The 20,519-nt window shown below is 58.9% G+C and carries 19 protein-coding genes and 1 pseudogene; 14 read left to right on the top strand and 6 right to left on the bottom strand.

Features of this window, described 5'->3' with window-relative positions; translation table 11 throughout:
- Positions 1 to 208: 208 nt before the first annotated feature.
- Both ACMXYI_RS24370 and ACMXYI_RS24365 read right to left on the bottom strand, forming a co-directional pair.
- A complete protein-coding gene (locus ACMXYI_RS24370) occupies positions 209 to 1,012 on the bottom strand; it encodes a putative hydro-lyase (protein WP_415773966.1) in 804 nt (267 codons plus the stop codon).
- A gap of 91 nt (positions 1,013 to 1,103) precedes the next feature.
- On the bottom strand, positions 1,104 to 2,051 hold the full coding sequence (locus tag ACMXYI_RS24365) for a LysR family transcriptional regulator (protein WP_415769428.1): 948 nt from the start codon (positions 2,049 to 2,051) through the stop codon (positions 1,104 to 1,106).
- A 266-nt stretch (positions 2,052 to 2,317) separates the two neighbouring features.
- Here ACMXYI_RS24365 and ACMXYI_RS24360 point away from each other — a divergent pair, with 266 nt between their 5' ends.
- On the top strand, positions 2,318 to 3,580 hold the full coding sequence (locus ACMXYI_RS24360; RefSeq protein ID WP_415769427.1) for an OprD family porin: 1,263 nt from the start codon (positions 2,318 to 2,320) through the stop codon (positions 3,578 to 3,580).
- A gap of 136 nt (positions 3,581 to 3,716) precedes the next feature.
- Positions 3,717 to 3,932, top strand: a complete 216-nt coding sequence (locus ACMXYI_RS24355) for a TOBE domain-containing protein (protein ID WP_008145745.1) — start codon at positions 3,717 to 3,719, stop codon at positions 3,930 to 3,932.
- A gap of 35 nt (positions 3,933 to 3,967) precedes the next feature.
- On the opposite strand, the gene ACMXYI_RS24350 is transcribed toward ACMXYI_RS24355, so the two are convergent.
- The gene (locus ACMXYI_RS24350; protein ID WP_415769426.1) at positions 3,968 to 4,837 is read right to left on the bottom strand and encodes a LysR substrate-binding domain-containing protein; all 870 of its coding nucleotides are present in this window, start codon (positions 4,835 to 4,837) and stop codon (positions 3,968 to 3,970) included.
- Positions 4,838 to 5,089: 252 nt separating this feature from the next.
- Here ACMXYI_RS24350 and ACMXYI_RS24345 point away from each other — a divergent pair, with 252 nt between their 5' ends.
- From ACMXYI_RS24345 to metC, 10 genes and pseudogenes are all read left to right on the top strand, one after another.
- Positions 5,090 to 5,932, top strand: a complete 843-nt coding sequence (locus ACMXYI_RS24345; protein ID WP_415769425.1) for a transporter substrate-binding domain-containing protein — start codon at positions 5,090 to 5,092, stop codon at positions 5,930 to 5,932.
- 71 nt (positions 5,933 to 6,003) lie between these two features.
- Positions 6,004 to 6,846, top strand: a complete 843-nt coding sequence (locus ACMXYI_RS24340; protein WP_415769424.1) for a transporter substrate-binding domain-containing protein — start codon at positions 6,004 to 6,006, stop codon at positions 6,844 to 6,846.
- Positions 6,843 to 8,267: an FAD-binding oxidoreductase gene (locus tag ACMXYI_RS24335; RefSeq protein ID WP_415769423.1), complete on the top strand. Its 1,425-nt coding sequence runs from the start codon at positions 6,843 to 6,845 to the stop codon at positions 8,265 to 8,267. Before ACMXYI_RS24340 ends, ACMXYI_RS24335 begins: the two co-directional genes overlap by 4 nt.
- Entirely contained in the window at positions 8,264 to 9,475 is a 1,212-nt protein-coding gene (locus tag ACMXYI_RS24330) for an aminotransferase class I/II-fold pyridoxal phosphate-dependent enzyme (RefSeq protein ID WP_415769422.1), read from the top strand. The genes ACMXYI_RS24335 and ACMXYI_RS24330 overlap by 4 nt, the downstream gene beginning before the upstream one ends.
- Positions 9,472 to 10,206 (top strand): amino acid ABC transporter permease, encoded by a 735-nt coding sequence (locus ACMXYI_RS24325; RefSeq protein ID WP_415769421.1) that lies wholly within the window; start codon positions 9,472 to 9,474, stop codon positions 10,204 to 10,206. The genes ACMXYI_RS24330 and ACMXYI_RS24325 overlap by 4 nt, the downstream gene beginning before the upstream one ends.
- Positions 10,196 to 10,984: an amino acid ABC transporter permease gene (locus ACMXYI_RS24320; RefSeq protein ID WP_415769420.1), complete on the top strand. Its 789-nt coding sequence runs from the start codon at positions 10,196 to 10,198 to the stop codon at positions 10,982 to 10,984. Before ACMXYI_RS24325 ends, ACMXYI_RS24320 begins: the two co-directional genes overlap by 11 nt.
- Positions 10,971 to 11,807: an amino acid ABC transporter ATP-binding protein gene (locus ACMXYI_RS24315; RefSeq protein WP_415769419.1), complete on the top strand. Its 837-nt coding sequence runs from the start codon at positions 10,971 to 10,973 to the stop codon at positions 11,805 to 11,807. Before ACMXYI_RS24320 ends, ACMXYI_RS24315 begins: the two co-directional genes overlap by 14 nt.
- Positions 11,808 to 11,824: 17 nt before the next feature.
- Positions 11,825 to 12,421, top strand: coding sequence for a cysteine dioxygenase (locus tag ACMXYI_RS24310; protein ID WP_415769418.1), 597 nt, complete (start codon positions 11,825 to 11,827; stop codon positions 12,419 to 12,421).
- Positions 12,418 to 12,528, top strand: a pseudogene (locus ACMXYI_RS24305) (thiol:disulfide oxidoreductase); the annotation flags it as partial. The gene ACMXYI_RS24310 and the pseudogene ACMXYI_RS24305, both read left to right, overlap by 4 nt.
- A gap of 54 nt (positions 12,529 to 12,582) precedes the next feature.
- The gene (gene metC, locus ACMXYI_RS24300; RefSeq protein ID WP_415769417.1) at positions 12,583 to 15,336 is read left to right on the top strand and encodes a cystathionine beta-lyase; all 2,754 of its coding nucleotides are present in this window, start codon (positions 12,583 to 12,585) and stop codon (positions 15,334 to 15,336) included.
- Positions 15,337 to 15,645: 309 nt separating this feature from the next.
- On the opposite strand, the gene ACMXYI_RS24295 is transcribed toward metC, so the two are convergent.
- Complete coding sequence (locus ACMXYI_RS24295; RefSeq protein ID WP_415773965.1) at positions 15,646 to 17,127, bottom strand: amino acid racemase; 1,482 nt, start codon at positions 17,125 to 17,127, stop codon at positions 15,646 to 15,648.
- A 10-nt stretch (positions 17,128 to 17,137) separates the two neighbouring features.
- Complete coding sequence (locus tag ACMXYI_RS24290) at positions 17,138 to 18,427, bottom strand: dicarboxylate/amino acid:cation symporter (RefSeq protein WP_415769416.1); 1,290 nt, start codon at positions 18,425 to 18,427, stop codon at positions 17,138 to 17,140.
- 229 nt (positions 18,428 to 18,656) lie between these two features.
- Here ACMXYI_RS24290 and ACMXYI_RS24285 point away from each other — a divergent pair, with 229 nt between their 5' ends.
- Positions 18,657 to 19,586 carry a LysR substrate-binding domain-containing protein gene (locus ACMXYI_RS24285; protein WP_415769415.1) on the top strand — a complete coding sequence of 310 codons (930 nt, stop codon included), beginning with the start codon at positions 18,657 to 18,659 and terminating at the stop codon, positions 19,584 to 19,586.
- Positions 19,587 to 19,625: 39 nt separating this feature from the next.
- On the opposite strand, the gene ACMXYI_RS24280 is transcribed toward ACMXYI_RS24285, so the two are convergent.
- On the bottom strand, positions 19,626 to 19,958 hold the full coding sequence (locus ACMXYI_RS24280) for a winged helix-turn-helix transcriptional regulator (RefSeq protein WP_415773964.1): 333 nt from the start codon (positions 19,956 to 19,958) through the stop codon (positions 19,626 to 19,628).
- A 143-nt stretch (positions 19,959 to 20,101) separates the two neighbouring features.
- Between ACMXYI_RS24280 and ACMXYI_RS24275 the strand changes: the two genes are divergently transcribed.
- Complete coding sequence (locus ACMXYI_RS24275) at positions 20,102 to 20,512, top strand: DoxX family protein (protein WP_415769414.1); 411 nt, start codon at positions 20,102 to 20,104, stop codon at positions 20,510 to 20,512.
- The last annotated feature ends 7 nt before the right edge of the window (positions 20,513 to 20,519 follow it).

Raw genomic sequence — 20,519 nt, 5'->3', positions numbered from 1 at the left:
TAAGCTATTTCAGCCGCAACGCAAACCTTGTAGCAGCTGGCGAAGCCTGCGTTCGGCTGCGCAGCAGTCGTAAAACCTGCGTTTGCGGTCTTCCTGAAACACCGCATCGTCTGATTTCACGACTGCTTCGCAGCCGAACGCAGGCTTCGCCAGCTGCTACGGATGTTGTCGTTCCTTAACTGATTGGCATTACGGCACACCCACGCCATTACAAAGCACTGTTGTACAAATCCGTCACCAGCATGCAACCGGGCGCATGGGTGATGCTCAGTGGCGGGCGTGAGGCCTGCACGACCGATTGAGGCGTCACGCCGCACGCCCAAAATACCGGTATTTCGTCAGCTTCGATGGGAACGGCATCGCCGTAGTCCGGGGTGTTGAGCGCGTGGATGCCGATCAGCGACGGATCGCCAATGTGCACGGGAGCGCCGTGGACGTTGGGCATGCGCGCGGTGATTTGAATGGCCTGGATGGCGGCCGCGGCTTTCATCGGCCGCATGCTCACCACCAGCTTGCCACCGAGGCGAGCGGTGGGGCGCGTGTCGATGTTGGTTTGGTACATGGCGACATTGCGCCCCAGATCGATGTGCTTGAGGGGGATGCCGGCATCCAGCAGCGGTTGTTCGAAGGAGAACGAGCAGCCAATGGCGAAGGCCACCAGGTCATCCTGCCAAAGGTGCTCGATATCCAGCGGTTCTTCGCTCAGTTCGCCATGGCGATAGACCTTGTATCGGGGCACGTCATGGCGAATATCAATGGCTGTCCCGAGATTGCGGAAGTACGGATCACCCGGCTCGGTAATGTCGAGCAATGGGCAGGCTTGACGATTGAGGGTGCAATACCTGAGGAACTCGTTGGCCCAATCATTGGGCAGAATCACGATATTGGCTTGCACCCGGCCTTGGCCCAGGCCGCTGGTGTGACCCTGATAGTGCCCGGCGGCGATGCTTTGGCGCAGGGCGAGAGGGGTGCTGCGCTGCAGTTGTTCGAAGGACAGGGCGGGCTGATTCATCATGGCATCTCGGCAGGTTCGTTGAGCCTTTTTAGAAAACCGCGGTGATGCCGTCCAACAAGGAATGTTGTTGCCCCCAGACAACTAAAAGTTATTCAGGGGGCAGTCGGCTGTCGAGGCCCGGCGCCGCCACCATGAGCAACGGACCGACATCCGCCGCGTATTGGCAGACCACCTGGCGACTCATCTCGACGATGTTCTCGATCAGTTCCAGCCCGACCCCCGCACGCCACGAGGCCACGACATCCAGTTGCGGCAAGCGACTGCCGGGATCCAGCTGGATCAGCTCGCCGCTGGCCAGGGGGTTGGCCACCAGTGCCGCCGGCAAGGCGCCGATACCGAAGCCGTCACGAATCAGCCGGGTCATGGCCGACACCGAGTTGACGCAACTGACGCGCGGTGTGCTGATGCCATTAGCGTGCAACAGGTTGAGCACATCCTGATGCGGTCGTGAGTGTTTGACGAAGGTGATGATGCGCTCACCGGCCATCTCGGTGAGCGAGGCATAAGGCCGGGCGTAGATCGAGTTGCTGGCGGCGATCCAGTGCATGGGGTAGTGCGCCAGTTCGAGGTTGCGCACGCTTTCGTGGCGGATCAGGTCGGTCTGGAAAACGATGTCCAGATAGCCCTTTTGCAGTTGCTCGCAGAGATTGCGTGCGGCGTCGGCGGTAATTTCGATTTCGACGGCGGGGAAGGTCTGCATCAGGGTCGACATCAACGGGCTGAGCCAGGTGTGAATCACCGTATCCATCACGCCGATGCGCACCAGCCCCTGCTGCGGGCTGGTGTTGTCCAGGGAGTGTTTCAACGCGCGCTGGACCTCGAGCATCTGCTCGGCGTAGTCGAGCACCTTGAGACCTTCGGGCGTCAGCGACACCCCGCGTGAATCGCGCACGAACAGGCGCAGGCCCAACTCATCTTCCAGTGCGGCGATCCGGCTGGAGATCGCGGCCTGAGTGCTGAACATTTTCTCGGCGGTCAGGCTGAAGCTTTGCAGGCGGGCGACCCAGACGAAGGTTTCGAGGAATTTGAGGTTCATGGCGGTTCCCTTGGCGCTTGTGGCTCTTGTAATGAAGGGGCGTGTTGCAATTGTTACTCCAGAGTTCGCCATCGCGGGCATCAAATTTTCTTATGCATAACCTCGTCTTTTTCCCGTTTGACGCCGTTCTGCCCCGGCACGAAGAATCCGCCTCACGACGCAGGTCACTGCGTCCGCCCCCCACGACAACGCCTTCACAAAAAAACAATGAGGCGTGTCCGTCATCTTCGCTTGCTGCCGCAGGAACCTCTTCCATGGGAAAAATCATGACTGTCCACGTGCCTTCAAAAGCGGGTCGCACCCGCCCATTCAATGGGTGCGTCCCGGTTGGCACATTGCTCGGCCTGAGTCTGCTCTGTGCGCCGGCCGCTCAGGCGGATTTCGTCGCGGACAGTAAAGGCAGCCTGGAAGCGCGCAACTTCTACTTCAATCGTGATTTTCGCCAGGACGGTTCGCGCGACAAGGCCGAGGAATGGGCGCAGGGTTTTCTGTTGCGGATGGAGTCGGGCTACACCGCTGGCACGTTTGGTTTTGGCCTGGATGTTTTGGGCATGGCCGGTTTCAAGCTGGACTCCGGTGGCGGGACGGCGGGGACTAATCTGTTGCCACCGGATTTGTCCGGTGGCTCACAGGATCGCTATGGCGAGTTAGGCCTGACGGGCAAAATGCGCGTGTCCAACAGCACCCTGAAGTTCGGGACGTTGCAGATCAAGGACCCGGTGGTGAATTCCAACGACACCCGCCTGTTGCCGAGCACGTTCAAGGGTGGCCTGGTGAATGTGCAGGAAATCGATCGTTTGAAGCTCACGGCCGGTCAGCTCACGCAGATCAATTTTGTCGACTCCACCGACTATCAGGACATGACCGCCAACCGCATTGGCGGGCAGAGTGACAAGTTTCAGTTTGCCGGGGCGGACTATCAGTTCCTGCCGAACCTGACCGCGCAGTACCGCTACGGCCAGCTGGAAAACATCTACCGGCAAAATTACCTCGGGCTTGTGCACGTGCTGGACCTGGGCGCCGGCCAGTCGCTCAAGAGCGACGTACGCTATGCGCGCAGCACCGAAGACGGCAACTTTCGTGATATCGACAACCAAGCCTTCGGCGCGCTGTTCACCTACAGCCTGGGCGGTCATGCGCTGGGTTTCGGCTATCAGCGCATGAGCGGCGACGATCCGTTTCCGTATATCGGCCGCAGCGATCCGTACCTGGTCAACTTCGTGCAGATCGGTGACTTCGCCAACATCGACGAACATTCCTGGCAAGCGCGCTACGACTACAACTTTGTCGCACTCGGCGTGCCGGGATTGACCTTCATGACCCGCTACATCTCTGGCGACAATGTGCAACGCACTGCGCCGGGCGAAGGCAAGGAATGGGAGCGCAATACTGATATCGCTTACGTGGTGCAGGACGGTTCGTTGAAAGGGCTCGGCCTCAAATGGCGCAACGCGTCAGTGCGCTCGAACTTCGGTAATGACCTGGATGAGAACCGCCTGATCGTCAGCTATACCGTGGCGCTGTGGTAAATGCCGGGCGGACTTTATATTCGATTTAGGAATAAGCAAATCAATATATATTCCTTTTAATATTGATCCGGGAGGTTCATTTTGAAGGCCTGCACATCCGTGCGGATGTATTCGACATCAGACAGGAAGCCTCATCATGACCATCAAAGCGATCAACGTCCGCAACCAGTTCAAGGGTGTCATCAAGGAAATTGTGACAGGCGAAGTGGTCTCCGAAATCGATGTGCAAACCGCCTCCGGCATTGTCACTTCGGTGATCACCACCCGTTCAGTGCGCGATCTTGAATTGAAAGTGGGGAGCGAGGTGATTGCCTTCGTCAAATCCACCGAAGTCTCGATCGCCAAGCTCTGAAATGGCCAGGGCTTGAATCCGCGGAGCCTCTCACGTCAAGAAAAGGACAACCCTTGGCTCGCGCGAATCAAGTCATAGGCCTTTCGGGCAATCAAGTTCGCGGTGTTGGGCCTGATCCACAGGTAGTAGGTCACGTCCGGCAGTCGCGGCAATCCGTCATTTTCACCCAGCACGCGCATGTCTGGACCGAGCATCTCCATGCTTCGGGCGGTGACACCCAAACCAGCACGTGTCGCCGCCTTGATGCCAATCAGATTCGACGCCAGGTACGCCTGGCGCCAACTGATATTGGCGCGTTCCAGTGCCTCCAGGGCATAGCGCCGATAGATGCTCGGTTCATCCACGAGGATCAGTGGTAACGGTTCGCCGGGGTTGTGAATGTACTGCGCCGAGCAGATCCACCACACCGGCGAAGTGCGTAAGGCGAAGCCTTCCAGGCTCGGGTCTTGGCGGGTAGAAATCACCATGTCGACCTTGCCTCCGTGCAGGTCGTCCATCAGAAACGGGCTGCGCCCGACATCGATTTCCAGGCGCAAGCGCGGTGCCGAGCGGGCGATGTGGCTGAGGATCGGCGGCAGGATGGTGTCGGCAATGTCATGGGGCGAACCGATGCGCAACACACCACTCAAGCTGCTTTCACGCAGTGAGTTCAACGCCTCGTCGTTGAGCGACAGCATCTGCCGGGCATGACGCAGTAACTGCAAGCCGGGTTCGGTGAGTTGTTTTTGCCGTCCGCGCTTTTCGAACAGGCTGACCCCCACTTGCTGTTCCAGGCGTTGCATGTGTTGGGTGACCGACGATTGCGTGCGGGCCAGTTGCGCGCCGGCCTCGGCAAAACTGTGGTGATCAACCACGGCAATGAAGGTGCGCAGCAATTCGAGATCGAGGGTGGGTGAGGTCGACATGGCCATTTCCGGGACTGTTTTTATATCAAGGCTGAAAACATAAACATTACGATTATTTATGTATTTTTGTTGGTTTTTTCTTTGGTGAATCTTTATCGCCAGTAAATACAGGCTTTGTGGAAAATCGCTCTCGGAGTGAACACGGGAAGTTATAACGATATTAGATATTTGAATTTCCGTAACTTCAACGCTGTACCTAGGATGCCTCCACATCAGGTCGGGGTACGCCGATCAATCATCAGGGGAAGATCCATGTCGAAAAAGTGCTCAGCCGTTAAACAAATTTTACCTGTGATGCTGGGCGCCTTGATCTCGCTGGTTGCCAGCACCGGTGCCCGGGCTGATGCAACCCTGGACAAGATCGAACAACGGCATGTGCTGGTGGTCGGCGTATTGCTGTCCGGCGGCCCGTTTGGCGGGATTGATCCTACGAGCCAAAAGCCGCGCGGTTTGAATGTCGATCTCGCTCAGGAGTTGGGCCGGCAACTGAATGCCGAAGTGGAGCTGGTGCCGGTACTGCCCGCCAACCGCGTGCAGTTTTTGCAGCAGGGCAAAGTCGATTTGCTGATTGCCAACATGGAGTGGACCGCCGAACGCGGCGAGATCCTCGGGTTTGTGCCAACACCGTTCTACCGCGTTGGCGGAACCGCCGCGGTGCTCAAGGACAGCAAGATCACCCGTTGGGAAGACCTGAAAAACCAACCGGTCTGCACCTCCCAGGGCAGCAGCTACATCAAACCGCTCACCGAGTTGGGCGCCGAGATCAAAGCCTTCAAGAGCTCTTCGGAATCCTTGCTGGCCCTGCGCGGCAACAACTGCGTCGCGGCGGTGCATGACGCCACGCTGATCAATCCGCTGCTCGCCGGCTCCGCCGAATGGCAGGGCTATCGCGCGCTTACACCGGAACTCAACCCCGCGCCGTCGGTGATCTGGACCCGTCCCGGAGAAAGCGATACCCAGGCCAAGCTCGATCCAATCGTCAAGGAACTGCACCGCAGCGGCTGGTTGATTGAGGCCCAGACCCGCAACCACATCACGCCCGCGTCGCCCGCTCTGGTGGAACTGCAGAAACAGTTCCAGGCCAACGGCGCCTGACCTCCGGTTCTCCACCTCATCGTTTTCAACAGACCGTCCTTTTGCCGGACGGTCGTTCAAGGTAGTCGTGTATGAACCGTTATTTTTCCGCTAAAGCCCTGTGCTTCGCCTGGTGCGCTGCTTTGGGTGCGAACCTGGCCCAGGCCGATGCCACGCTGGACAAGATCGAGCAACGCCACGCCATCAGCGTCGGGGTGATTCTCAGTGGTCCGCCATTTGGCACCATCGACCCGAAGAGCGGCGAACACCTGGGCTACAACGTCGAACTGGCCAAGGGCATCGCCAAGGCATTGGGCGTCGAAGCGAAGACCGTTTCGGTGCTGGCGCCCAACCGCGTGCAGTTCCTGCAGCAGGGCAAGGTCGACATCCTGATCGCCAATATGCAGTTCACCGAAGAGCGTGGCGAGATTCTCGATTACGTGCCCACGCCTTATGAAGAAGTCGGCGGCGCCGCGTTGATTCGCAAAGGCGCTGGCGTGACTCAATGGGCTGATCTCAAGGGCAAGCCGGTATGCGTGTCCCAGGGCAGCAACTTCATCAAGCCCTTGCAGGAAACCTACGGCGCAGAGATCAAGGCGTTCCGCAGCCAATCCGAATCGTTGTTGTCGCTGCGCGGCAATGGTTGCGTGGCGGCGGTGCATGTCAGCCCGACCATGCATGCGCTGTTGAGCGATGCCGAGTGGGCTGAGTATGAAATTCCGCTGCCGGGTGATTTGATCCCGTCCAACTCGGTGATCTGGCTGCGCAAAGGCGAACACGATACCCAGGCAAAACTGGATGCCATCGTGCGCGACTGGCACCGCAGCGGCTGGCTGATCGAATTGGGCGAGCGCACCGGTATGACGCCGTCCAAGGCGTTGCGTGATCTGCATGAGCAATACCGCAATTCGCCACCGCTGGCGTCGCAACCATGAGTTCGCCGTTGTTTGTTGCCTTGCAGCAACTGCTCGGCCCCAGCCATGTGCAGAGCAGCGAAGAGGCCGCGCACTACCTGACCGACAAACAGGGCCGTTACGTCGGGCAGGTCATCGCTGCGGTGCATCCGGCGAACACCGAGGAAGTCGCGGCTGTGGTTCGCGCGTGCGTGGCCAGCGATACGCCGGTGGTGGTGCAGGGCGGCAACACCGGGCTGATGGGCGGCGCAACCCCGGATGCCAGCGGCCGAGCAGTGTTGCTGTTGCTCGATCGGCTGAATCGTGTGCGGACGGTGGACACCGACAACGACACCCTGACCGTCGAAGCGGGCTGCATTCTGCAAACCGTCCAGGACGTTGCGCGGGACGCCGGCCGGCTGTTTCCCCTGAGTCTGGGCGCCGAAGGCAGTTGCACCATCGGCGGCAATCTGGGCACCAATGCCGGTGGCACCGCAGTGCTGCGCTATGGCAATACCCGCGAGCTGACCCTGGGCCTGGAAGTGGTCACCGCCGAGGGTGAAATCTGGAATGGCCTGCGCGGGTTACGCAAGGACAACACCGGCTACGACCTGCGCGACCTGTTCATCGGCAGCGAAGGCACACTCGGCATCATCACCGCCGCGACCCTGAAACTTTTCCCGCTGCCCAAGGCTCAGGCGACGGCACTCTTGGCCTTCGACTCCCTGGACCAAGCGGTGCAATTGCTGTCCCATGCCCGCGCCGGTTTCGGTGCCAACCTCACGGCGTTCGAACTGCTCAGTGCCGACTGCCTCGCGCTGCTGCGCGAGCAATTCCCCGAAGGTCCGCAACCCTTTCTCGGCGCCAGGCAGCCTTGGTTTGCACTGTTGGAATTGTCCGATAACCACAGCGAAGCCCATGCCCGCGAAGCGTTTGAAGAAGTGTTGGGGGAGGCCTTCGAGCGCGAGTTGCTGGCCGATGCGTTGATCGCCGAAAGCCTGGCCCAGAGCGAGGCCCTGTGGCTGTTGCGGGAGAACATGAGCGAGGCGCAGAAGCGCGCCGGTCGCAACATGAAGCACGACATTTCAGTACCGATTTCCCAGGTCGTGGCGTTTGTCGCCCAGACCGATGCGTTGTTGCAGGTGCATTTCCCCGGTGTCCGCCATTTTACGTTCGGTCATTTGGGTGACGGAAACCTGCACTACAACGTTGCTCATCCGCTTGATTCGACGGTCGAGGCGCATATGGCTCACTACGCGGCGCTCAGCTTGCTGGTTCATGACAGCGCCCACGCCCATGGCGGCTCGATCAGCGCGGAACACGGCATCGGCCAGCGCAAACGGGACATGCTCGGGCGCTACAAAAGCCGGGTGGAGCTCGACCTGATGCGCCGCATCAAAAAGGCGCTGGACCCGAAAAACCTGCTCAATCCGGGCAAGGTATTGGAGGTGGTTCAGTCATGAGTCTTCGCCTGTCCAAACGCGTTCAGCGCGTCTCGCTGTCGGCCAATGCCGCCGCCAAATCCCAAGCCACGGCGTTGCGTGATGCCGGTCGCGACATCCTCGACCTGACCACCGGCGAGCCGGATTTCGACACCCCCGAACACATCAAGCAGGCCGCTTATGCCGCCATCGCCGCCGGTGCCACCAAGTACACCCCGACGCCTGGGGTAAAAGCCTTGCGTGTCGCCGTGCAACGCAAACTCCAGCAGGAAAACCATCTGGACTATGCGTTGGAATCGATCGTGATTGCCAATGGGGCGAAGCAAATCATCTTCAATGCCTTCGCCGCGACCCTCGACGACGGCGATGAAGTGCTGGTGCCGACGCCGTACTGGCCGAGCTTCCCGGACAGCGTGCGCTTCAATGGCGGTGAGCCGGTGTTCATCGAGTGCGCGCTGGCGCAGGGCTGCAAGCTCACGGCAGAACAGCTGCAGCAACACATTGGCGAACGCACGCGCTGGTTGATCCTCAACGGCCCCGGCAACCCCAGCGGCGCGGTGTACAGCGCGGCCGAGCTGCAAGCCTTGGCCGAGGTGCTGCGTCGCCATCCGCAGGTGCTGATTCTGCTGGATGAACTCTACGAACATATTCGCTTTGACGGTCATCCGGCCCAGAGCCTGCTCAACGTCGCGCCGGACTTGCAGCCGCGCTGCCTGCTGGTGGGCGGTGTGTCCAAGACGTACGCCATGACCGGGTGGCGCATCGGTTTCGGTGCCGGGCCGCAAGTGCTGACCAACGCCATGGCGGTCGTGCAATCGCAATCCACGTCGGGGGCCTCTTCGGTGGGACAAGCCGCGGCGTTGGCGGCCTTCGAGGGTGGCCTGGATTTCTTGCCGGAACAGGTGACGGCCTATCAGCAACGCCGGGATTTACTGGTGAGCGCCTTACGCAAAGTGGAAGGTCTCGAGGTGCTCGAACCTCAAGGTGGCTTCTTCGTGTTTGTCCGCTGCGCCGGGTTGTTGGGGCGTTATCGTCCGGACGGCGTATGCCTGAACAGCGACGCCGATGTCGTGGCGTATTTGCTGGAGGAGGGCGTGGCCGGTGTGGCGGGCAGTGCTTATGGCTTGTCGCCGTGGTTTCGTCTGTCCATCGCCACGGCGACCGACAGCGTTGCCGAAGCCGGACGTCGCATCGCTCACGCCTGCGCGCAATTGCGGGGCGAACCATGAGTCATTGGCTGGCGCTTTTCGTCCAATGGACTGCCGGGTTTGGCCTGAACTACGGTTTTCTGCTGGACGCCTACCAACGCGGAACCCTGGAGCAGGGCGCGTTGACCACAGTGCTGCTTTGCTTGTTCACCATTGTCGGCAGCCTGCTGGCCGGTGTTGGATTGGCGGCGATGCTGACCTCTGGAAAACCCTGGTTGGCAAAACCGGCCCGAATATTTGTTGAGGTCACCCGCAACACACCGACGCTGGTGCAGCTGTATTGCGCCTTCCTGGTGCTGAACATGTTGCTGACTCAGGCCGTCGGCGCGGCCAACCCGCTGACGCCGTTCGCCTGGGTGGTGATCGTGATTTCGTTGCACAAGGGTGCGTTCCATGCCGAAGCCTTGCGCGCCGGCATCGAGGCGGTGCCGACCGTGACCCTGGAAGCGGCCAGTTCACTGGCGTTCAGCAGCCGTCAGTTGCTGTGGAATGTGCAACTGCCGTTGGCCCTGCGCTTTGCCTTGCCGTCGCTGATCAACAACCTGATCGACCTGGTGAAGATGACCGCCGTGGCCTCGGCCATTGCCGTGGGGGACATCACCTACGCGGCGATCATGATCTGGACCCAAAGCGACAACGTGCTGGAGCTGATGATTCTGATCCTGAGCTTTTTCGGCCTGCTGAGTTTTATCGTCAATTGTGTGGGGCGCTACCTTGAAGCGCGCCTGAGGATGCCCGGCTATGGCCATTGAATCGACCGTCAGCGCACCGCTGGCCTGGCCTCGGCGGCATGTCGGCAAGCTGCTGTTGTTGGTTTGCGTCGTACTGTGGCTGGTGTATTTCACCCCGCACAGCCCGGTGTTCAAGGCCTTGCTGCAATGGTCGCCGGCGCTGGCCGCAGGCTTTGGCCAGAACATTCTGATCAGCCTCGTCGCCATCGGCCTGGGGTCGTTGCTGGGGCTGTTGGTCGGCGCGTTGGCGCTATCGCCACTGCGACTGCTGCGTTTGCCGGCACAGATCTGGGTGCAGGTTTTCCGCAATGCGCCCTGGTTGGTGCTGATCTATTTCACCACCTATGTGTTCCCGTTCGAGATCCACATCGGCAGTGCCTATGTCTCGTTTCCGGACTGGGTCAAGGTAACCCTCGGCCTGGCGTTGCCGGCGAGTGCCAACGTCGCGGAAATCTTCCGTGCCGCCATTGCCTCGATCCCCAGCACCCAATGGGAAGCCGCACGTTCCCTGGCATTCACTCGTGGGCAGATTTTCCGTTCGATCATCCTTCCGCAGTGTTTCAAACGCATGTTGCCGCCGTGGATGAACCTGTATGCGGTGATCACCATGGGCACCGCGCTGGCGTCCCTGGTGGGCGTGCATGATGTGATCGACACCGCGCAAATCGCCAGCAACACCGTGAACATGACCGGCTTCACCGTGGTGATTTACCTGAGCCTGTTGGTGCTGTTCTTTGCCTATTGCTACCCGATTTCCCGACTCACCCAACGCCTGGAGCGACGTTATGCCTTCTACTGAAACCGTCGCCGAGCCCCTGGTCAGTCTGAGCGACCTGCACCTGTCGTTTGGCAACAACCCTGTGCTTAAAGGCATCGACCTTGACGTACATCGCGGCCAGGCCGTGTCGATCATCGGCCCGTCCGGCTCCGGCAAATCGACCATCCTGCGCTGCATTACCGGGCTGTTGCAGCCCCAGCGCGGTAGCATCCGCGTCGGTACGACCGAGGTTCACACCCTGGCCCAGGAAGCCCAGCGCATCGAGTTGCGCAAGCGCGTGGGATTTGTGTTCCAGCAATACAACCTGTTCCCGCATTTGTCAGTGCTGGAGAACCTGGTGATTGCCCCGCGCAAGGTGCTGGGTCGCAACCGGATCGAAGCCGAGAAAGACGCCCGTGCCTTGTTGGCCAAGGTGCGTATGGAACACAAGGCCGATGCCTATCCGGGCCAACTCTCGGGCGGTCAGCAGCAACGGGTGGCGATTGCCCGCGCCCTGGCCATGCGTCCGGAACTGATTCTGTTTGATGAGGTGACCTCGGCCCTCGATCCGGAAACCGTCGGCGAAGTGCTGACGGTGATTCGTGAGCTGACCGAAGAAGGCATGACCTGCGTGCTGGTCACCCACGAAATGCGTTTCGCCGAAGAGATCAGCGACATCGTCTACTTCACCGAGAACGGCGTGATCGTCGAGCACGGCAGCGCCGCGCAAATCTTTCAGCACCCCACCAGTGAACGCACCCAAGAGTTTTTGCGTCACGCCCTGGGTGATCCGGGCCGCCGGCCGGCCATCGCCAATGATCCGTATCTGTTGACCAACCTGAGTCGCTACAGCCTGTCCGTCTAATACCGAGGAGCCTGTTCATGAGTACCGTTAACCGTGCCGCCGTCATCGAGGATTTCCTGAAGAAAATCCGCGTCATCCATCAACGTGGCGTCGACCGCGCCGCGCTGGTGGAAATCGTTTCCTTGCTTGAAGTCCTGGCCGAGCGCCGCGATCTGTTCAATTTCGACGAGTTCCCCGCGCCAGTGCCAGGGCAGGGCAGCACAGCGTTCCGCTACCGTCTCAATGACGACGGCGACACCCCGACGCTGTACCTGAACTCGCTGTTGCCGGGCAAAAGTACGATCCCTCATAACCATGAAACCTGGGCGATCATCAGCGCCGTCGAAGGCCAGGAAATCAACTACGTCTACCGTCGTGATGACGAAGGCCGCGAGCCCGGTTTCACTACCTTGCACCTGGAAAAGGAAGTGATCGTGCAACCCGGCACCTCCATCTCGTTTCTCGGCGAAGACCTGCATGGCATTCGTGTCGAAGGCGAGCAGGCGACCCTGCATTTCCACCTGTACGGTTTGCCGCTGGAGTCCCTCAACGGCCGTTACGGCGTCGAGGCCGACGGGCGCATTCTCAATTACAACGCCTCGCAAATGGCACCGTCGATCAAGGCCTACGCATGATCGATCTGTATTACTGGCCGACTGGCAATGGCTTGAAGATCGGCATCCTGCTTGAAGAGCTGGAGCTTGAGTACCGCGTGCTGCCGGTCAATATCCGTGAAGGCGAGTAGAGCCAATGAGCGCTCTCTAGCGCTTCAATAACTTTTTAAAACGGGACTCTCATGAGCCAGACCGTAACTCCAGGGCAACTGCAGCAGTGGCTGTTCGACGGGCAGGAAATTGCCCTGTTTGACGTGCGCGAGCACGGCCAATATGGCGAAGCGCACCTGTTTTTCGGGGTGAACTTGCCCTATAGCCGTCTGGAGCTGGAGGTCCGGCGTCTGGCGCCGAATCCTCAGGTTCGGCTGGTGATCTACGACCAGGACGGCGGGGATGTCGCGGCGCGTTCCGCTCAGCGTCTGCGGGCGCTCGGATATAGCCAGGTGCATGTGCTCGATGGCGGTGCCGATGGTTGGCAGTCTGCCGGTTTTCAGCTGTTTGCCGGGGTGCATGTGCCTTCCAAGGCGTTCGGTGAATTGGTGGAAGAGGCCAGCCATACGCCGCATGTCACTGCGACACAACTGGCCGAATGGCAACGCCGGGGCGAGCCGCTGGTGGTGCTCGACGGTCGACCGTTCGATGAGTATCGCAAGATGACGATTCCCGGTTCGGTGTGCTGCCCGAATGGCGAGCTGGGTTATCGCGTCCACGATCTGGTACCGGACGAAAGCACGCCGATCGTGGTCAATTGTGCCGGTCGGACCCGCAGCATCATCGGTGCCCAGACGTTGATCAATCTGGGGTTGAAGAATCCGATCTACGCATTGGAAAACGGAACCCAGGGTTGGTATCTGGAAGATTTTCGGCTGGAGCATGGCAGTACCCGACGTTACGCCGAGGAGGTGTCGATCGGCACGTTGCCGGGGCAGCGACTGGCTGCTGCGCAACTGGCGGAACGGGCCGGGGTGAAGACCGTTGCGGCTGCGCAGGTTGAACAATGGGCCAAGGAAGCCGGCCGTAGCCTGTTTTTGTGCGATGTGCGCACCGCCGAGGAGTTTGCCGCGGGCAGTCTGGCCGGAGCACAACACACGCCGGGCGGGCAGTTGATTCAATCCACGGATCTGTATGTCGGCGTGCGTCAGGCGCGGTTGGTGCTGCTCGACAGTGATGGTGTGCGGGCACCGATTGTTGCCAGTTGGTTGCGGCAATTGGGGCATGAAGCGTATGTCCTGAAGGGCGGCGTGAGCAGCGGTCTGTCGTTAGCCGTTGTCGACGTTGCCGATCACGAGGCGCTGCCATCGATCACGGCGCGGGCCTTGGCCGATGCGCTGAAGGATGACGCGGTGGCACTGATTGACCTGCGACCGAGCATGACTTATCGCAAAGGCCATATCGCCGGGTCACGCTGGTCGATTCGCTCGTTGCTGGCCTCTGAAGTGGCCGGTGAGCAACGGCCACTGGTGTTGGTCGCCGATGATTCGCGGCTGGCCGCTTTCGCGGCGCTGGAATTGCCTGAAGCTCAGCGTCTGCACGTGCGGCTACTGGACGGCGGCCTCGATGCCTGGCGTGCGGCAGACCTTTCCGTGCAGGACTCCGTCCATACACCGCCCGATCAGCAGTGCATCGATTTTCTGTTCTTCACCCATGACCGTCACGCCGGCAACAAAGACGCAGCGCGCCAATACCTGGCCTGGGAAATCGGTTTGTTGGCGCAGATGAGCGACGACGAGATCGCCAGTCTCAAGCCGCTGCGCGTCACAGTGCCTCGCGATGCCCGGGTGCGTACGCGTCTGGTCCATTCCGCGCGTACCGAACAGGGCAATGGCGGTCGGGCAGTCAACGTGCCGGTCACGCGGTTGAGCACGGTGCTGTTCGATAACCTGGCGCAAATGCGCGACGCCCGTGCTCGCCGCGATAGCGAGCGGGTCCTGAGCTATGGCGCCCGAGGCAATCCGACCGCCTTCGCCCTGGAAGATCTGGTGACGGAGCTGGAGGGCGGTTATCGCACTCGCTTGTTCGGCACCGGGCTGGCGGCGATCGCGCAGACCTTCCTGGCCTACCTGCGGCCCGCCGATCACGTACTGATCAGCGACGCGGTCTATGCACCCGTGCGGCGGCTGGCCCGTGAGTTTCTTGAGCCGTTCGGCATCCAGATCAGCTACTTCGCGCCGGATGGCAGCGGCCTTCAAGCGCAATTGCAAGCCAACACCAAAATGGTCTACACCGAAGTGCCGGGTTCCTTGCTGTATGAACTCTGCGACTTGCCGGCCATCGCCGCCCTGTGCAAACCGCGAGGCATTCTCCTGGCCGTCGACAACACCTGGGGCTCGGGTTACCTGTATCGACCGCTGACCCTCGGCGCGGACATCTCGATCATGGCGTTGACCAAGTACCTGTGCGGCCACAGCGACGTGGTCATGGGCAGCGTCTGCACCCGCGAAGAAGTCTGGCAGCCGTTGGCATCCATGGGCGACACCTTTGGCGCCACCGTCAGCCCTGACGACGCCTATCTGGTGCTGCGCGGCGCGCGAACCCTGGCGCCGCGAATGGAAGTTCACGAGCGCCAGGCGCTGGAAATCGCCCATTGGCTGCAAGCGCAACTGCAGGTGAGCCGGGTGTTCCATCCCGCGTTACCCGAGCATCCCGGTCATGCCTTGTGGCAGCGCGACTTCAATGGCAGCAACGGTTTGCTGTCCTTCGAGTTGCGTGATGCAGACCCGACCTACGTCGAACGCTTTATTGATTCGCTGCAGTTGTTTGGGCTCGGCGCTTCCTGGGGCGGCTACGAAAGCCTGATCACCGTCGCCGATACCACGGATCGCGACAGTGCTGCGGATCGTTCATTGAATCCGGTGCTGCGGTTGCATATCGGGCTTGAGGATGTCGAGGCGTTGATTGAGGACCTGCAGCGCGGGTTTGCGGCTATGGATAACTAGGTTCCACCGCTAACAGCTGAATGGTGCTCCACAAAAAACGCCGCTCATTGAGCTAACGCTGTCCACTTAAGCAATTTCAGCCGCGACGCATTCTTTGTAGCAGCTGGCGAAGCCTGCGTTCGGCTGCGCAGCAGTCGTAAAATCAGCAATTGCGGTGCGTCAGGTACACCACGGCGGCCGGACTCACGACTGCTTCGCAGCCGAACGCAGGCTTCGCCAGCTGCTACAGATCGCATTACGGCTTAAGTGAACAGCAAGCGGCGTTTCTGTTATCGGTGCTGACAGGAGAAAAGTGTCGGCGGCTGTTTTCTACGGTGTACTCAGCGCTACTCGGGCAAGCTCAATGCACTTCAATGCCAATATAGTTGTCGGGTCGACCAATGCGACCTCATGATTTTTAATCATGTAGGATTCGCTATGCTCAAGCACCAGAGGCAGCTCCGTACATCCCAGGATGAGCACATCAGCACCCAATTCACATAAGTGCTCTGCGGCGGTCAGGAGCTGGTCTTTGCATATGCCCTCTGTGAAACCTGCTTTGATGCCGTGATCTCCGTAAATCGACTGCATAACCAACGCTTGGTAATCCACGCCAGGGGCAATTATTTGAAGGCCTGCTCGGCGAGCAGCCTCGTGATAAACCTGACTTTTGATTGTGCCGGACGTCGCTAGCAGCCCGACGGTTTTGCCGGCACCGTACCGCTGCACGATAGCCTCTACCGTCTCGGTCAGCATATTCACAATAGGTACACGCAGGTGCGCCTGGATGCGCTCGACGAAGGCGTGAGCTGTGTTGCACGGAATCGCAATGGCATTGGCGCCGGCGCTTTCCAGTCGCTTGCACGTTGCGTACATCGCCATCGTCGGATCAGTTTCGTCGTTCAGCAGGTTGGCTGTGCGATCAGGGATCTGGGGGTTCTGTTCCACCACCATTTTGATGTGTTCCTGATCGCGACCTGCCGGGGTGTGGGCCACAACCTTACCCATGAAGTCGACCGTTGCCGCTGGCCCAACTCCACCCACGATCCCAAGCTTGAAAGGCGGACGGGTCGACTGGCCTTTCTCCAAGGTGGCGAAAGCGGCATAAATCTCGTTGATATCCAGGACAGTCAAGCCACGCCGTTGAAGATCACCGCAGACCAACGATAGCTCAGTCATGCCAGGCAGGATGATTGTGGCCCCCTGATCCTGAAGCGACAGGCAGGCCTGATAAACACATTCGAGTGGTACCCCGTCAAGGAATCCATCCTTGATGCCGTTAACCCCGTACATGGCGTCCATCAACCCGGATTGCTCGTTCTCGTTTGGATAAACCAGCTCGAAATCAGTGCCGAAATAGCGCTCAAACAACCCGGAGTGCCGAACATAGTCGGACGCGATGATGCCCAGTGTTGTGCCGGGGGCAGCGACATGATCCACATGCTTGCGTAACGCCGCCATCATATCCAGAACGGGTATCCCGATTTCCTCCTGGATCTCCTCCCGAAAGGTGTGACTGGCAAAGCAAGGCAGTAAGACGGCATTGGCTTCGCTCGCCTCGAACGTCTGGCAAACCTGAAATACGTAGAACTTTCTGGAGGTCATGCTGGCACCCTGATCAAGAGGCATCAGCACGTCCTTGAAGGGGTGTTGTTCAAACAGAAAGTGATAGCGACCTTGATCCTCCAGAACCGCTCTGGACTTCACCAATTTGTAGAAAAGATCGCCGCCGGCCAGTGAGCCTAGCCCGCCGACAATGCCCAGTTTGCGAGAAAACGATGACCCGCTGGACGGCTTTGATTTACCTTTCATGGTTCGGTTCTCAGGCGGTGGCTGCAGTGTGAATTGGGCGCGGAGATGCAGCGCCGGGCGCGTCTTCTGCTTCTTCATGTGGCTCTGATTTGGCAACCACAGCCGTCGCGATGCTGTTGCCAACGACGTTGGTGGCCGTCCTGGCCATATCAAGGAATTGGTCAATGCCAAGGATCAGCAAAATGCCGGCTTCGGGAAGATTGAACATGGGTAACGTAGCCGCCACCACGACCACCGAGGCACGGGCTACACCCGCCATTCCCTTGCTGGTGATCATCAGCGTCAGCAAGATGAGCAGTTGCTGTGTGAAGCTCAAGTCGATGTTGTAGGCCTGAGCAATGAACATGATGGCGAACGCTTGATACATCATCGAACCATCAAGATTGAATGAGTACCCCAGCGGAAGGACAAAGCTGGATACGCGCTTGGGCGCACCAAATTTCTCCAGCGCCTCCATGGTTTTCGGGTAAGCGGATTCGCTGCTGGCAGTGGAAAATGCGAGGAGGATGGGTTCGCGAATGAGCTTGCCCAAGGTAAGCACTGAACGACCCAAAAACAGGTAGCCGGCACCGAACAACACGCACCACAGAATCACAATGCCCAAGTAGAACTCGGCAATCAGTTTTCCGTAATCGACTATCAAGCCAAGCCCTTGCGTGGTAATAGCCGATGCGATGGCTGCGAATACTCCAATTGGCGCGAAGGCCATGACGAAGTCCGTGACCTTGAACATCACCTTGGCCAGCTCTTCAATGCTATCGACAATCCTTGTGTGACCCGCTCGCTTCACACCCGCCAAGGCAAACCCGAAGAACAACGAGAACACTACGATTTGCAGGATTTCGTTGTTGGCCATTGCTTCAGCAATGCTGCGAGGGAACACGTGACTGATGAAAACCTTGAGGCTGAAATCCCCAGTGTTGACCACCATGGGACTTGCCGCATGCTGGGCAACCTCCATGTTCAGTCCCGCACCGGGTTGGAACAGGTTGACCAGGCCCATGCCGATGGCCAGCGAGATCACCGAAGCGGTGACGAACCAGGCCATGGCTCTTAAGCCAATCCGGCCAACAGAGCGGGAGTTACCCATACTCGCGATGCCGCCGACCAAGGTCGCGAACACCAGAGGCGCGATGATCATCTTGATCATGCGTAAAAAGATATCGGTGACCATCGAGAAGTAAGAGGCGATCTCTTTGGCGCTTTGTTCGCTCCCTGCGAAATGGTGACACGCCCAACCGACAAGCACGCCTGAGGCGATGCCAATTGCGATCCGACGCGGAAGTTTATTTTTCTTCACGGAGCTTTCCTCAAGTGGTTTTTTTGCTTTTGTTACTTGGCAGGAGACAAGTGTCATTGGGTTGAAGCTCTCTGGCCTCGCTTCAACGTTTACGATTCTAGGGTCGGGTTTGATGCGTCGTGATGAGTAATCCCGATAGCCTCATGCGCTTTTGGAATAGTTTTCGAAACTGCTGCTTCGTCCTGACTGAGGCGCAGTACACTGCGCATTCGGAGCGTGAGGTGCCGGTATGCAAATCAAATGGTTGGATGATCTGTTAGCGATTTCCGAGTGGAAAAACTTTTCTCGTGCTGCGGAGGTACGGTGCGTGACCCAGTCAGCACTGTCGCGTCGCATACGGTCACTTGAGGAATGGGTCGGAGCAGAGTTGGTAGATCGCGGAACTTATCCCGTCCAGCTCACGCCTGCGGGGCGAAGTTTTTGTGAAGAGGGCCGCGAGGCATTGGCGGGGTTATTGAGGCTGCGTTCAGCCCTGCGAGAGGTTGAGCGAATGCCCGGGCGATCCATCCAGGTCACAGCTGGCCACAGCCTTTCAATGACGTTTCTGCCGAAATGGCTAACCCAATTTCAGCAGCACAATGAGCAGTTCAACGCCCGAGTCGTTGCCGCGAACATTCATGACGCCGTTATAGCCTTGGAGGAGGGGAGTTGCGATCTGATGATCGTCTACCACCATCCCTTGGCACCCATTCTTCTGGACCCGGAAAAATTCGGTTGCCTGACGCTGGGACATGACGCCTTTATTCCGTTGTGTGCCCCTGACAACAACGGGCAACCGCTGTATCGCTTGCCCGGCACCTCAGCCAAAGCAGTCCCTCACCTCGCCTATACGGCCACCACTTTTTTAGGTCGCGTAGCAGACATAGTCATCAAAAATGGCCCAAGTGTGAGTGTGCTGGAGCGGTGCTATGAGGCAGACATGGCGATGCTTTTGATGCGAATGGCGATAGAGGGGTATGGCGTGGCATGGTTGCCACAAAGCGCCGTCATCGACGAGCTTCAGCGAGGTCAGTTGGTAAAAGCGGGTGGTGATGAATGGAGTACGCGACTGGAGATCCGCTCCTACTGCTCCATCACCAATGAAAACCCTACGATGCGCAGCCTATGGAGAACCCTCGAAGGAGCTTCCCGTGATCTCCATGGCAAAATAGCCAATTGATCGAAGCTTCAAGGCTCGAAAACTATCCCTGTTTACTGCTCACGTGCCTTTGGGCTTGCGTCCGCGCGAGCCTGGCTTCACCGGTACGCTCTTCCCATACTCGCTCCACCATAACGCGAGTGCCTCCATCGTCGGCCCAAGGGCACGGGCCTTTGCCGTCATTTCATATTCGACGCGCGGGGGCACTTCCGCGAAGACTGTTCGCAATACCAGGCCATCGTTTTCGAGCTCACGAAGTTGCGCGGTCAGCATGTGTTGGGTGATGCCGCTGATCGCCTTGCGCAATTCTCCGAAACGATAGATTCGCTGGTTCAACAACCACATGATTTCCAGCTTCCACTTGCCTGAAAGCAGCGCAAATGCACGGCGCATTTCCTCGTGCATGTTGATCTGATCGTCGCCAATAGTCTGGTTTTCCATACTAAGCACCACTTTTTCATCCTACTTGTGGGTTTTCATGTTAGGCGACATCTTTGCCCTAAGTCGACGTAACAATACCTGCTTAGGAAAACCTGATGATCGAAAACTATGTTTATTGGATCAGCACGACGCTGTTGTCGCTGCTCTATTTCGCTTCTGCTTCCATGTACATCGCCAAGGGCGACTATGTTCGAAATGCACAGGCGGAGTTGGGCTATTCAGCGTCCCACCTGGTGCCTTTCATGATCGTGGTCAAGGTACTGGGTCCTGCCGCGATTCTGTGGCGCTTTAACGTGGCGCTCAGTGATCTTGCCTATGCCGGCATGTTTTATCACCTGCTGCTCTCCGCTTTAGCACACCTGGGTGTTCGCAAACCCAAAGGCTCTCTCCCGGCGGTCGTAGGACTCATCCTCTTGGTCGTCTCCTTCATGACACAAAACGCTGTTCGCGATCTTCCGTCGCCTTACGCACTGGCGACGGCAGTCATCCAAACGCCTCTTAAATAAAGGAGAT

This window comes from Pseudomonas lyxosi (assembly GCF_047758685.1).
GTDB lineage: Bacteria > Pseudomonadota > Gammaproteobacteria > Pseudomonadales > Pseudomonadaceae > Aquipseudomonas > Aquipseudomonas lyxosi.
Note: the sequence above shows the minus strand (reverse complement) of the source record. Positions and strands in the feature narration are given on the sequence as shown.